Here is a 13,428-nt window from a genome sequence, read left to right as displayed (position 1 = left end):
GGTTACCGCCTGGGGTTGACGGGCCGCGCCGCGGCCCTGAGCTTTCTTCGTCATCGATCGAGACGTTACGCCGTGCCACCGACAAGGTCGAGATCAATCCTCAACCTGTGGATAACTTTGCTCCGTCTCGACAACCGCCACGCTATACCGAAACTGTGTTCGAACGCCAAATGACACGCCGACGGCGTGCGAGCAGTCCTCACGCGCCTACCGGATCCGCCGGCCGCACCTCGCACACGGACGCTCGCAGCGGCGAACTGCCGCTGATCGGATCACTCGGTGTCAGGCTCAGCACCGCATTGAGGTTCGCGCTCCCCTGCCCCACGGGTGGATACCCCGGAAAGCCGCCGTCGGCGCACCCTTGCCACCAGCCGTGCTGGCCGAACACCACTTGCGGATCGAGACCGGCGGTGAGCTTGGCGCGGGCGAGCGCGCTACCCACCGGGGTGTCGATCCGTACCCAATCCCCCGCGGCGATCCCCCGGCTCGCCGCCGTGTCGGGATGGATCTCCACCTGTGGATCCGGCGCACGGCTGCGCAGGCCCGGCAGGTTGCGATGCTGAGTCTCGCAGAACCACAGTGACTTGGCGCAGGACAGCGTCAACGGGAACCGCGACGCGAGATCGGGGCGAGACCGGGTGCTGATACCGGGCTCGGTGAACTCCGGAATCGGCGCGTATCCGTGGTCGGCAAGTTCCTCCGAGAACAGCTCGACCACGCCGGATGGCGTGTCGAATCCCCGCGGCACTCCGCCAGTGTCCATCGCGTACGTGCGGTGCACGGTCCGCAGCGGCACCCGGACTCCCTCCGGCTGAGCACGCAACTGCTCGACGGTCACTCCGCTTGGCGCTAGCTGATAGCGCCACGCCACCTCGATATCGCCGCCGAAGAAGTGGTCGCCGAGCCCGAGCCGCCTCGCCAACGCGAAGATGATCTGCATGTCCGACCGTGCTTCACCGCGCGGCGGCGCCACCGGCCGGCGCAGCTGCACCAGCGACTGCGCCTCCTGACTGACCTCGAACCCGACCCGCAGCGCCTCGGACTCGAACGCGCTGGTCACGGGGAGCACGATGTCAGCCTGCTCGGCAGTGGCGTTCATGAACATATCGGCGTGGACGAAGAAGTCGAGCGCAGCCAGGGCGCCCCGCCCGCGGGCGCTCTGGCCGTGCGCCATCATCAGGTTCGCACCGAACGCGACCAGTGCACGCGCACGATAGGGACGGCCGTCCAGAGCGGCGGCGTAGAAGTCCTCACCGGTGATGAACTCGAACCGGGCCGGCCCGAGCGGCCGTTCGGCCACCCCGAGGGCCTTCGCCCGCTGTTCGGGGGCGAGCAGCTCGACGCCGTCGATCCGGTTGGTCGGCACGCCGGCGAACGCGACATTCCCTCCCGGCGCGTCGAGGCATCCGGTGAGCGCGTAGAGCTGGTGGATCGCACGAACCGTCTGGGTGACGTTGCCGTGCTGCTCGAGCCCACTCCAGGTGTAGAACGCCAGCGGACGCGACTCCCATAAGGTTCGCGCCGCACGCTCGATGTCGAGCGCGGGCACTCCGGTGATCTCGCTCGCGATAGCCGGGGCCATGGCGCGGCATCGCTCCGCGACCAGGTCGAACACCGGGCGGCACCGGATCGGGCCGTCGACGGTCATGACCTCGACCGTGCCGGACAGCGCAAGCCGGGTGTGGTCCGCAGCGGCCCCGCCGCGCACCCGATCGACGACGACCGGCCCGCCGGCGATCCGGTCCCACGCCACGGACGCGTCGGTGTCTGCTCCGGCCCCCAGCGCGGACGCGCGCAGCAGCCGCCCGTCGTCGGACCGTACGAGGAACGGGGCGTTGGTCCAGCGACCGACGAACTCGCGGTCGAACCAGCCCTGTTCGATCATCACATGAGTCAGCGCGAGTGCCAGCGCACCGTCCGTGCCCGGACGCACCCGCAGCCAGTGGTCGGCCCTGCCGGCCAAGCCGGCACGACGCGGGTCGACGACGACCAGCCGGGCACCCCGCCGCAGCGCGGCCACCGTACTGGTCGCATGGACCAGCCGGGAGACCGACGGGTTGTATCCCCAATACAGGATGCAGCCCGCCCGCTCCAGATCCGGCATGTAGACGCCCGGCACGGGTGCGCCGAAGGTGTACAGCGGGGCGAGGTAACGGCCCCATCCGCACAGTTCCATGTACACGCAGAAGTTCGGGCTGCCGAAGGCCCGGCGCAGGCGCATCACCCAGTCCACCGAGTCGGACATGGCCGACGTGGACGGCGAGGCGGAGGCGAACACGACCGACTCCGGCCCGCTCTCCCGCGCGATCCCGGTCAACCGCTCGGCTACCGTTTCCTCAGCCTCGTCCCAGCTGATGCGGGCGAACCGAGGCCGCGCCGCGCCCTTCGGGCTGACCCGTCGCAACGGATGCAGCAGACGCTCCGAGTGGTAGACGATCTCCGGCGCGGCCTTACCCTTGATGCACAACGCCTGGCCGGTCGGGTGCGAGGGGTCCGGCTCGAGCGCCGTGAACGTGCCGTCGGCGACGGTCGCCGTCGCGCCGCACCGCGACACACACAGGGGGCAGAAGGTCGGCACGTGCTCGATCGTGTGCGGTCCAGCCATCGGGCTCTCCGATCGGACATGGTCATGCCCGCATGCGCAGCGCTCCAGATCGCTTCACGACCAGGAATCGCGGTGAATGTCGAGGCCTGGCCCGGTTGTGTGCGTCGATTGTAGACCCGTTGAGCGCGTTTTCAGAGGTCCCGTTTCAGAGATTCCCGTGCACGAACTCACCGCCCACGACGGTCGCCAGCACCGGGATGTCGGCCAGCTCGGACACCGGCACGTCCCGCGGGTTCGCTGCCAGCACCGTCAGGTCCGCGAGTTTCCCCGGGCTCAGGCTGCCCTGCTTCTCCTCCACCCGGCAAGCCCGCGCGCTCCCCGTCGTGTACGCCGCCAGCGCCTCCTTCACGGTCAACGCCTCGCCCGCGCCCACGGACAATCCGCCCGAGCTCTTCCGCTCCACCATGAACTGAATCGCGCGCAGCGGTGCCCCGTCGGCGACCGGCCGATCCGAACTGCCGGCGAGACCGATGCCGTGGTCGGCGAAGCCACGCCCCCGGTACATCCACGCGCTGCGTTCCTCGCCCATGATCCGCGAGTAGTCGTCGCCGAACGCGTGCAGGAAGGTCGGCTGGATCACGGCGGTCAGGCCCAGCTCCGCCATCCTGGGCAGCTGGTCGGGCCGGACCAGGCCGGCGTGCTCGATCCGATGCCGCGCGTCGGGACGCGGGGTCTCGCGCTGTGCAAGGGCCACCGCGTCCAGCGCCTGGTCGACGGCACGGTCGCCGATGGCGTGGATCGCCAGCTGCCAGCCAGCCCGGTGCGCGTCCCGGACCAGCTCGGCCAGCTCCTCGTCGTCATAGGTGAGCTGGCCGAGCCCGCCGTCGGCATAGGGCTCGGTCAGCGCCGCGGTCCGCGCCATCATCCCGCCGTCGAGCCACATCTTCAGCGCTCCCACGGACAGCCGGTCACCGCCCAGCCCCGTCCGCAGGCCCAGGTCGATCGAGCGCGGGATGCCGTCTGCCGGGTCGGCTCCGGAGGCATGCAGCATCGCGGCCGGAACCATCGTCTGCATCCGCACCGGGAGCCGCCCCTGTTCCACCGCGCTCTGATAGGCCGCGAGCTCGACGGGTGAGTACCCACCGAGCCCGACCGCGATGCCGGCATCCGCACACATCGTGACGCCCTCGCTCGCCGCCTGCCGGGCAGCGATCTCGATCGCGTCGGCGATCTCCTCCATCCGATACGGCATCCGCCGGGACCGGGCCAGGTCCATCGCCTCCTCGACGAACACGCCGCTGGGACGGCCGTCGTCGTCGGTGAGCACACCGGCGTCGGCGGCCGCCAGCTCGTCGTCGCCGATCATGTCCAGCACGGCCCGCGAGACCAGACAGGCATGCCCCGAGGCATGGGTGATGTAGACCTTGCGCCCGGCGGCCACGACCTCCAGGTCACGCCAGCTCAGATGGGCGCCGAGCGGCCGCTGATCGTAGCCCGCGAGGTCGACCCAGCGTCCGTCCGGCGTCGCCGCGACCGCTTCCGCCACCGCGGTCAGAATGGCCTCCCGGGTGCGGCAGCCGGCCAGGTCGACCTGCTGACTCGCGGCTCCGGTCCAGGTCAGGTGGGTGTGGGCGTCGATGAAGCCGGGCAGCACGACCGCGCCGGACGCGTGGACGACGTGGGCCGCGGGCAGGTCACCGAGCTCGTCGTCGAAGCCGATGATGCGTCCGCGCCAGATGCCGATCGACGACGCCGTCGGCCGGCTGGGATCCATGGTCAGCGCCCGACACCCGGTGATCAGCAGATCCAGCTGCACGGCATTCCCCTTCCCTCCTGCGACCGGCGTGGCGCACGGGCCCTCTGCGCGACTCGCCGGTTCTCGTCGTCGTAGCGTTACGTTACAGTAGGCGATCTGTACTAATACAGTAAGGAGAGCGGATGCATACGCCTCGTCACTATCAGGCCGGCGCACCCTCGCGCATCTCCCGGTTGATCAGGGAGAATCCGTTCGGGCTGATCGTCAGCGCGAACGGCGACGGAGTACCGCTGGCCACCCATGTTCCGATGCTTCGCTCGCCGACACCTGCCGGCCCGCCAAGCGACGACGTGCCACTGGAGGGGTCGAGGATCATCGGGCACATGGCCCGGGTGAATCCGCAATGGAAGTCCTTCACCGACGGCGGCCAGGTGCTGGCGGTCTTCTCCGGGCCGGACGGCTACGTCTCGCCGACCGTCTACCAGGTCACGCCTGCCGCCCCCACCTGGAACTATGCAGCCGTGCACATCACCGGGCCGGTCCGGCTCATCGAGGACGCCGACGACGCTCTGCGCACCATCATGGCGACCATCGACGTCACCGAGGCACACACGCCCACGGCCTGGGATCCCTCCGGATCGATGGATTACATCGAACGCATACTCCCCGGCATCGCCGCATTCGAGATCACGGCGGAACGCGTCGACAGCCAGTTCAAGCTGAGCCAGGAGAAGCCGGCCGAGATCCAGCACCGTGTGCACGACAGCTTCGCCGCCAGCCCGCACGGGCGCGACCGGGAACTGGCTGCGCTGATGTCCGACGTGCTCGGCCTGGGCAGCGTTGCGGAGAACTAACCGCCGCTCTCCCGCTTGATCCAACCCCAGATCGACGTCCCGATGAACAGCGCCAGACCGATGACAAAGAGCCAGATCAGGCCCTTGATCAGCAGGCCGATGAGGGAGACGGCAAGCCAGAGCGCCAGGAGCAGCAGCACGATTCCCCACATGCATCCCAGTATCGCACGTCGCCTGCTCTCCCGATAGCACGGCGTGTAGAGTGGATGCCAAGATTGCAACCGCTTGCATTGAGGACGGTCCCGTGTTGCGTATAGGCGTCATCGGAACAGAGAACTCACATACCGATCACTTCGTGCGGCATCTGAACGTGGAAGGCCGACACGAGGGCTGCCGGGTGGTCGTCCTCGCCGGCGGAGACACCGAGAAGAACCGTCAGCTCGCCGTCGCGGGACAGATCGACGACATCGTCGAGACCGCCGAGGACCTGGTCGATCGGGTGGACGCGGCGATCGTCGCCGACCGGCACGGAGGCCTGCACCGCTCACACGCGGAACCCCTGCTGGATGCCGGCAAGCATGTCTTCGTCGACAAACCCACCGCTTTGACCGTCGCCGACACGAAGGCGATCATCGCGGCCGCCGAGCGCGGCGGCGGCGTGCTCGGGTCGTGGTCGGCGGTGCGCCTGTCCCCCACCGTCGACGAGATCCGCGCCGCCACGTCCGGCCTCGGCGATATCCAGACAGTGGCGGTGACGGGCCCGGCCGATCGCGACGATCCGCACGCCGGGCTGTTCTTCTACGGCTCGCACGTGGTGGAGCCCGCGCTCGAACTGCTCGGCAACCCCGACGTCACCGACGTGCACACGCTCGGCGCCGCAGACTCCGTGACCGCCACGGCTCGGGCCGGCGACGTTCAGCTGTCGCTCTCCTTCGTCCGCCCGGACACGCACGGCCGGGTGCCGTGGCACATGGTGGTCGCCGGCCGGCATGGTCTCGTCGCACGGGAGCTTGAGCTCGGCGCCGACTACAACGCCCGCGGTCTCGCCCGGTTCATCGACGCTGCCCTCAGCGGCGTCCCGCCGATGCCGTACGAGCAGCTACTGCCGCCGGTACAGCTGCTGGAGACCGTCGTCGCCCAGCTGTGACCGGCCCTGGGCAGCCGGCCGCACGCCGGGCCGAGACAATGGGAGACCACTCGAGAAGGAGAGCGATCGACATGGCGAACGAACCGATCCGCGTAGGCATCCTCGGGCTGGGCCGCTCCGGGTGGAACATCCACGCGGCGGGCCTGGCGGAACTGACCGGCGAATACCGCATCGTCGCCGCCGCCGACCCGGATGCGGAGCGCCGCTCGGAGGCCGAGGCCCGGTTCGGTTGCGTCACCTATCCGGAGCCGGCTGACGCCATCGTCGACCCGCAGGTCGAGCTGGTCATCGTCGCCACGCCGTCCCACACCCACGTGCCGCTCGCCGTCGCCGCACTGGAAGCCGGCAAGCACGTCGTCGCCGAGAAGCCGATGGCGCAGAGCGTCACAGAGGTCGACACCATGACCGAGGCCGCGCAGCGGTCCGGCCGGGTCCTCACCTGCTTTCAGAACAGCCGGTTCGACCCGGCCTTCATGGCCATCCGCGAGCTGATGGACTCCGGACGCCTCGGCGAGCTGGTCATGATCCGGCGCACCCATCATCGATTCGCCCGCCGGGCGGACTGGCAGACGCTGCGCAAGTTCGGCGGAGGTGAGCTGCCGAACACGGCGTCGCACTTCCTCGACCAGGTGTTGCTGCTGCTCGGCGACGGGCCCCTGGACCTGTTCGCGGACCTACGCCGCACGGTCTCCGCCGGCGACGCCGAGGACCACGTCAAGCTCGTGCTGAAGACCAAGACCGGTCTCACCGCCGACATCGAGTCCAGTTCCGCCGTCGCGTTCCCGCAGCCTACCTGGCTCGTCGCCGGCACGGCGGGCAGCCTGGTCAGCACCGACGACGGCGGGCTGCGGGTGCGCTGGTGCGATCCGGTATCGCTGCCCGAACTCGCCGCCGACGAAGGCCCGGCGGCCGGGCGCGCGTACGGCACCGGCGAACAGATCGCCTGGCAGGAGGAGACCATCCAGGTCGATCCTCCCGGCGGCCGGCGCACCGTCCTTTACTACCAGCACCTGGCGGCCACACTGCGCGACGGCGCCGAGCTGTTCGTCACCCCAGATTCGGTTCGCCGCCAGATCGAGGTCATCGAACGCGCCCGCGAGCAGACCGGCATGCTCTAGATTTCTCCGATGGCCGCACACACTCATCCGTCCGGGCGACGGAGCACGATCTACTCGGTCGCCCAGGCGTGCGGCGTCTCCTCTTCGACCGTCTCCCGTGCGTTCACCCGGCCTGATCTGGTCCGCGACGACGTGCGGGAACGCATCCTGAGCACGGCCGCCGCCATGGGTTACCGGCCGAACAGGTCCGCCCGCGCCACCGCCACCGGCCGCACCGCGATGCTGGGCCTCGTGGTGCCGGACATCACCAACCCGTTCATGCCGCCCCTGGTCCGCGCGGTGCAGCGGGCCGCCGCGGACATCGGATGCTCGGTCACGTTGATGGACGCCGAGGAGAGCGCCGGCGCGGAGACTCAGCTGATCGGCCAGCTGCACGGGCAGGTCGACGGGCTGATCCTGGCGTCCCCGCGGGCCTCCTCCCGGGCGCTGGCGGAAGCGATCGACGAGCTGCCATGTGTGCTGGTGAATCGCGTGGTCAAGGAGTTGCCCAGCGTGGTGTGCGACAACAGCGGTGCGCTCGCCCACCTCGGCGACCGTTTGGCCGGCCACGGGCACCGCACGTTCGCCCTGTTGTCCGGGCCGTCGGCGTCGTGGGCGGCGAAACAGCGAGCACGTGCGATACGCGCCTGGGCGAACCGCAAGGAGGACGCCGGCGTCTCGCTGGTCGAACTGGGCCCGTTCGACGCGTCCTACGACGGCGGCCGCCGGGCCGGCGCAGCGCTGCTGGACACCGCGGCGACGGCCGCCTTCGCTTTCGACGACGTGATGGCGTGCGGGGTGCTCGCCGAACTGGACGCCCGCGATGTCCAGGTGCCGATGCAGCGGAGCGTCGTCGGCTGCGACGACGTGCTGCTCGCGCGGATGGTGACCCCGAGCCTCACCACCGTGGCGGCGCCGATGGCCGCGCTCGGCGACACCGCCATCACGTTGCTGCATCACCGGATCGCGAACCCGGGCATCGCAGCAGAGACGGTCACCCTGAGCGGCACGCCCGTGGTGCGCGACTCGACCGCCCCACCCGCCCCACCCGCCCCATGATCATGAACATTTCCCGTTCATATCGCACGGGAAATGTTCATGATCATGGGAAGTTAGCGGGGGTCGTCGTAGAAGACCCGCTCGACCACCGCCCGGGCGTGCCGGGAACTGCGCCGATAGTCGTCGAGAAAGGCCGCGCTCTCGCCGGGTGCGTACCCCATCACCTTGGAGACCGCGGACAGCGTCTGCGGATCCACCGGAATGACGTCCGACGCGCGCCCGGTGACCAGCACCGTGGCGTTGCGGATGGTGGACGCGCGGCACCAGGCGTCGCGCAGCACACCCCGGTCGGCGTCGCTGAGCAGGCCCGCTTCCACGGCGACGTCCAGCACGTCGAGGGTCGCCGTCGTCCGCAACTCCTCGATCCGGCCCGCGTGCTGCAGCTGGATCAACTGCGCGCACCACTCGACGTCGGAGAGGCCGCCGGGACCCAGCTTCAGGTGGATGGAACGGTCCGCGCCGCGCGGCAGCCGCTCCCCCTCCACCCGGGCCTTCATCCGGCGCACCTGAAGGACCTGGGCCGACGTCAACCCGCCTGAGGGCCAGCGCAACGGATCGATCAGGGCGGTGAACCGGCGCAGCAGCTCAGGGTCGCCGCAACACGGCGCGGCACGGAGCAGCGCCTGCCGTTCCCACACCTCACCCCACCGCTCGTAGTAGGCGGCGTACGAGGTGAGCGTGCGTGCCAGCGGACCGGCCTTGCCTTCCGGTCGCAGCGCGGCGTCCACGGTGAACGCCGGCTCCGGAGACGGCAGCGCCAGCAGCCGTCGCATCTCGTTCGCCACCGCGGTCGCCGCCGACGCCGCCTCCTCATCGGTCGCGCTCGGCAACGGCGCGTGCACGAACAGGACGTCCGCGTCCGAGGCGTAACCCATCTCGCGGCCGCCGAGCCGCCCCATCGCCACCACAGCCATCCGGGTCGGCAACGCCGTTCCGCGCTGTGCCTCGACGGCGCGGACCGCCGTGGCGAGTGCTCCCGCCAGCGTGGCGTCGGCGATATCGGTCAGTGCTTCGCCGACCCCGCGTACCGGTAGCCGGCCCACCAGATCGGCGACGGCGGTCCGGAACAGTTCCCGGCGGCGCATGGCCCGGACGACACCGATCGCCGCGGTGGGATCCTCGTGCCGGGCAGTCCCGGCCAGTACCTCCGACGTCAGCTGTTCCCGCTCCCGTGGAACCAGCTCCGCGTCGCCGCTGAGCATCGTCACCGCTTCGGGCGCCCGCTGGAGCATCTCGGTGGCGTACCGTCCGGACGCCAGCACCTTGGCCATCCGTTCCGCGGCGGCCCCGTCGTCGCGCAGCAGGCGCAGGTACCACGGCGTCTCGCCCAGGGCGTCGCTGATGTGCCGGAACCCGGAGAGTCCGGTGTCGGGCTGCGGGCCGTCGGCGAACCAGGCCAGCAAGACCGGCAGCAACGTCCGCTGGATGGCCGCCCGGCGAGAGACCCCCTTGGTCAGCGCCTCGATGTGGCGCAGCGCACCGGACGGATCGGTGTAACCGAGCGCCTCCAGCCTGGCCAGCGCCGCTTCGGGGCTGAGCCGCACCCCTTCCCCGGGGAGGCCGGCCACCGCCGAGAGCAGCGGACGGTAGAACAGCTTCTCGTGCAACCGCCGGACCTCGCGGGTCTCGCCGCGCCACCGTCTGGTGAGCTCGTCGGCCCCGCGCAGGCCCAGCACGCGGCCGAGCACGCGCAGGTCGGCTTCATCCTGCGGCAACACGTGGGTGCGACGCAGCTGGCGCAGCTGGATGCGGTGTTCCAGCGTCCGCAGGAACCGGTACGCCTGATCCAGGACGGCGCCGTCGTCACGCCCGACGTATCCCCCGTCGATCAGCGCGGTCAGCGCGTTCAGGGTGGAGCGATGGTGCAACGCGTCGTCCGCTCGACCGTGCACCAGCTGCAACAGCTGCACGGCGAACTCGATGTCGCGCAGGCCGCCGGGGCCGAGTTTGAGTTCTCGGTCGGCGTGCCGGCTCCGGATGTTGTCCTCCACCCGGCGGCGCATCGCCTGCACCTCGGTGACGAAACCGTCACGGCAGGAGGCGTTCCACACCTTCGGCTGGATCGCCTCGACGAACGCGGCGCCCAGGGCGTGATCGCCGGCCACCTGTCGCGCCTTCAGCAGCGCCTGGAACTCCCAGGTCTTCGCCCATGTCTCGTAGTACTTCAGGTAACTCGCTGTCGTCCGCACCAGCGGACCGGCCTTGCCCTCCGGGCGCAGCGCCGCGTCGACCGGCCAGATCGTCCCCTCCGCGGTCCGCTCGGAACAGGCACGCATCGTCAAGTTCGCCAGCTGTGCCGCCGTCTGCAGGGCCGCGTCGCCGTCGACATCGCCGGTGACGTCGCCCGTGGCGTCGGTGTCCTCCGGCTCCGCGACGAACATCACGTCCACGTCCGAGACGTAGTTGAGCTCGTGACCGCCGCACTTGCCCATCCCGATGACGGCCAGCCGGCACGGAGCGGCCCCGTCCGGCAGGTGCGAGCGGGCGATGGCCAGCGCCGCCTCCAGCGTCGCCCCGGCCAGGTCCGCCAGCTCCGTGCCGACGGCGGGCATGTCGAGCTCCCAGGTGAGGTCGAGCGCGGCCAGGTCCAGCAATTGTCGCCGGTACGCGACCCGCAGATCGTCCAGGAGCCGGCGATGCTCCCCGTCGGCCACCGGCGCAGCCGCCATCGGATCCGCGCCCACCGCGCGCAGCATGCGGCGGCGCAGCTCAGCCGCGTCCGGCCGCGGGCTGGGTGTGAGGTCGGCCAGGCGACGGACGTCCGCGGGGTGACGCACGAGGTGGTCGACGAACGGCGAGCTGAAGCCGAGGACCGCCAGGATCCGCTCGGCCCATGGACCGCCACGCTTGACGGCGTCCACCAGCTCGTCGCGGTCCGACGGCGCATCCAGGGAACCGAGCAGCCGGGACAGTCCGCTCAGGGCCAGATCTGGATCGGCTACCCGGGCGAGCGCGGCGACGAGCTCACCTTCGCCCAAGGCGTTCAGCGGTGGGTGGTCGAGTTCACGCATGGCCGCCTCCGTGTCGGTGAACCCAGAGCGCGCCAGCTCAGCGCCTCGGCTCTGAGTACGACGTGGAGGTCGCGCATACACGCCTTCGAACTTACCGCCTCCAGGTCGATCGTCCGTGACCGGCCAGGACGACCGGTCAGGACGACCGGCCACGCGCCCCGGTCACGCGCCCCGGTCACGCGGCCCGGTCGCGCGCCCCGTGCACACGCCCAGGCAGCGCGACCGGTCACCCGGCCGGTCACACGACGCGGTCACGCGGCAGGGTCATATCGCCCGGTCATGCGGCCGGACCGAGTAACGAGGGGCATTCTGGGAGATACTCAGCCGAACGCACCATAGTGCGCGCACGCTATACCGATTAAGATCATGCTTCGCATGACTGGCAGAATGTATTTGAGTATGGTCGGCGCGACGATGACGCCGGCCTGCGCCACAGCCGCCGTCCAACCACACATCGTCGGCGGCTCGATCCGCTCTGGATCCGGTACGGGGAGTACTCGATGAAGCTGATAGAAAGCATGAACCCACGCACAGGCGAGCCCGCCGGTGCCGGTGTGTCGGAGACGCCCGCGGCTGAGCTGAGTTCCACCCTCTCGTTGGCGAAATCGGCCGCCCGCCGGTTCGCCACCGAGCCGCTGACCGAACGTTCCGCGCTGCTCCGGGCGATCGCCGACAAGCTCGACGACCGCGCCGAAGAACTCGTCCCGCTCGCCGACTCCGAAACCGGCCTGGGCAAGCCGCGGCTGACCTCGGAATTGGCCCGCACCACCTTCCAACTGCGCCTGTTCGCGCAGGTGATCGACGAGGGTTCGTTCCTGGAAGCCACCTTGGACACGCCCGCGCCGGACGCGAAGCCGGTGCCACGGCCGGATCTGCGCCGCGTCCTCGAGCCGCTCGGCCCCGTGCTGGTCTTCGCGGCCAGCAACTTTCCGTTCGCCTTCAGCGTCGTCGGCGGTGACACGGCTTCGGCGTTGGCCGCCGGGTGTCCCGTCGTGGTGAAGGCGCACGAGGGCCATCCGGAGCTGTCCCGCCGTACCGGTGAGATCGTCAGTTCGGTGATCGCCGAGCACAACCTGCCCGCCGGCATCTTCACCGTCATCTTCGGCCAGCAGGCTGGACGGGATGCCGTCGTCGACCATCGGATCAAGGCGGCCGGCTTCACCGGCTCTACCACCGGCGGCCGCGCGTTGTTCGACCTCGCCTCGGGCCGGGTCGACCCGATCCCGTTCTACGGCGAGCTCGGCAGCGTCAACCCGACGGTGGTCACCAAGGCCGCGGTGCGCGCCCGCGGATCCGAGATCGCCTCCGGCTTCGTGAACTCCTTCACCCTCGGCACGGGCCAGTTCTGCACCAAGCCGGGGCTGCTGTTCCTGCCCGCCGGGCACAACCTGGACACCGCGCTCGCGGAGGCGATCGGAGCCGTGGAGCCGACCCCGATGCTGAACGCGCGCATCGCCGAGTCGTACGCGAAGTTCAGCGCCGAGCTCGCCGCGTACCCGGCGGTGCGGAGCATCGTCACGCCGCGGCTGCACACCGAGCCAGGCGCCTGGGGTGTGCCGGCCCTCTTCGTCACCACCGCGGAGAAGTTCACGGAGGCCGCCGAGACGCTCGCCACCGAGTGCTTCGGCCCGAGCTCGCTGATCATCGAATACGCCAGCACGCACGAGCTCATCAACGCGCTGCAGTCGGTCGAAGGCAGCCTCACCGCCACCGTCCACGGCGAACAGTCGGACCTGCAGAACATCACCCCCGTGCTGGACGTGCTCCGGCCGCGGGCGGGGCGGCTGATCTGGAACGGGTGGCCGACCGGCGTCGCCGTGGCCTGGGCCATGCAGCACGGCGGACCGTGGCCGTCCACCACCAACTCCCTGCACACCTCCGTCGGGCCGACCGCGGTCCGACGGTGGCTGCGGCCGGTGACGTACCAGTCGTTCCCGCACGACCTGCTTCCGCAGGCGCTGCAGGACGGCAACCCGCTGGGCATTCCGCGCCGGGTGGACGGAGCGCTGCGCCGCTAGG

The 13,428-nt window shown here is 70.3% G+C and carries 9 protein-coding genes; 5 read left to right on the top strand and 4 right to left on the bottom strand.

From position 1 onward, the window contains the following. Positions 1-199 precede the first annotated feature (199 nt). Entirely contained in the window at positions 200-2,605 is a 2,406-nt protein-coding gene (locus G1H10_RS16280; protein WP_163739664.1) for a molybdopterin-containing oxidoreductase family protein, read from the bottom strand. 145 nt (positions 2,606-2,750) lie between these two features. Further along, on the bottom strand, positions 2,751-4,361 hold the full coding sequence (locus G1H10_RS16275) for an amidohydrolase (protein WP_216853333.1): 1,611 nt from the start codon (positions 4,359-4,361) through the stop codon (positions 2,751-2,753). A 122-nt stretch (positions 4,362-4,483) separates the two neighbouring features. Between G1H10_RS16275 and G1H10_RS16270 the strand changes: the two genes are divergently transcribed. Then, positions 4,484-5,155 carry an FMN-binding negative transcriptional regulator gene (locus tag G1H10_RS16270; protein ID WP_163739662.1) on the top strand — a complete coding sequence of 224 codons (672 nt, stop codon included), beginning with the start codon at positions 4,484-4,486 and terminating at the stop codon, positions 5,153-5,155. Here G1H10_RS16270 and G1H10_RS32150 read toward each other — a convergent pair. After that, positions 5,152-5,307 carry a hypothetical protein gene (locus G1H10_RS32150; RefSeq protein ID WP_174264421.1) on the bottom strand — a complete coding sequence of 52 codons (156 nt, stop codon included), beginning with the start codon at positions 5,305-5,307 and terminating at the stop codon, positions 5,152-5,154. The genes G1H10_RS16270 and G1H10_RS32150 overlap by 4 nt on opposite strands. A 50-nt stretch (positions 5,308-5,357) precedes the next feature. On the opposite strand from G1H10_RS32150, the gene G1H10_RS16265 reads away from it, so the two are divergent. The 3 genes from G1H10_RS16265 to G1H10_RS16255 all read left to right on the top strand — a co-directional run bounded on the left by G1H10_RS16265 (position 5,358) and on the right by G1H10_RS16255 (position 8,398). Continuing rightward, positions 5,358-6,242 carry a Gfo/Idh/MocA family protein gene (locus tag G1H10_RS16265; protein WP_312856590.1) on the top strand — a complete coding sequence of 295 codons (885 nt, stop codon included), beginning with the start codon at positions 5,358-5,360 and terminating at the stop codon, positions 6,240-6,242. A 71-nt stretch (positions 6,243-6,313) separates the two neighbouring features. Further along, on the top strand, positions 6,314-7,360 hold the full coding sequence (locus tag G1H10_RS16260) for a Gfo/Idh/MocA family protein (protein WP_163739659.1): 1,047 nt from the start codon (positions 6,314-6,316) through the stop codon (positions 7,358-7,360). 9 nt (positions 7,361-7,369) lie between these two features. Beyond that, the gene (locus G1H10_RS16255; RefSeq protein WP_163739657.1) at positions 7,370-8,398 is read left to right on the top strand and encodes a LacI family DNA-binding transcriptional regulator; all 1,029 of its coding nucleotides are present in this window, start codon (positions 7,370-7,372) and stop codon (positions 8,396-8,398) included. Between the two features lie 53 nt (positions 8,399-8,451). Here G1H10_RS16255 and G1H10_RS16250 read toward each other — a convergent pair whose 3' ends face one another. Then, complete coding sequence (locus G1H10_RS16250; protein WP_163739655.1) at positions 8,452-11,490, bottom strand: bifunctional [glutamine synthetase] adenylyltransferase/[glutamine synthetase]-adenylyl-L-tyrosine phosphorylase; 3,039 nt, start codon at positions 11,488-11,490, stop codon at positions 8,452-8,454. A gap of 419 nt (positions 11,491-11,909) precedes the next feature. Between G1H10_RS16250 and G1H10_RS16245 the strand changes: the two genes are divergently transcribed. Next, positions 11,910-13,427, top strand: coding sequence for an aldehyde dehydrogenase (NADP(+)) (locus tag G1H10_RS16245; RefSeq protein WP_163739653.1), 1,518 nt, complete (start codon positions 11,910-11,912; stop codon positions 13,425-13,427). Position 13,428: the final 1 nt, after the last annotated feature.

Origin of the sequence: Phytoactinopolyspora halotolerans (genome assembly GCF_010550675.1) — a bacterium.
Taxonomy (GTDB): domain Bacteria; phylum Actinomycetota; class Actinomycetes; order Jiangellales; family Jiangellaceae; genus Phytoactinopolyspora; species Phytoactinopolyspora halotolerans.
This window is presented reverse-complemented; position numbering and strand designations above follow the sequence as displayed.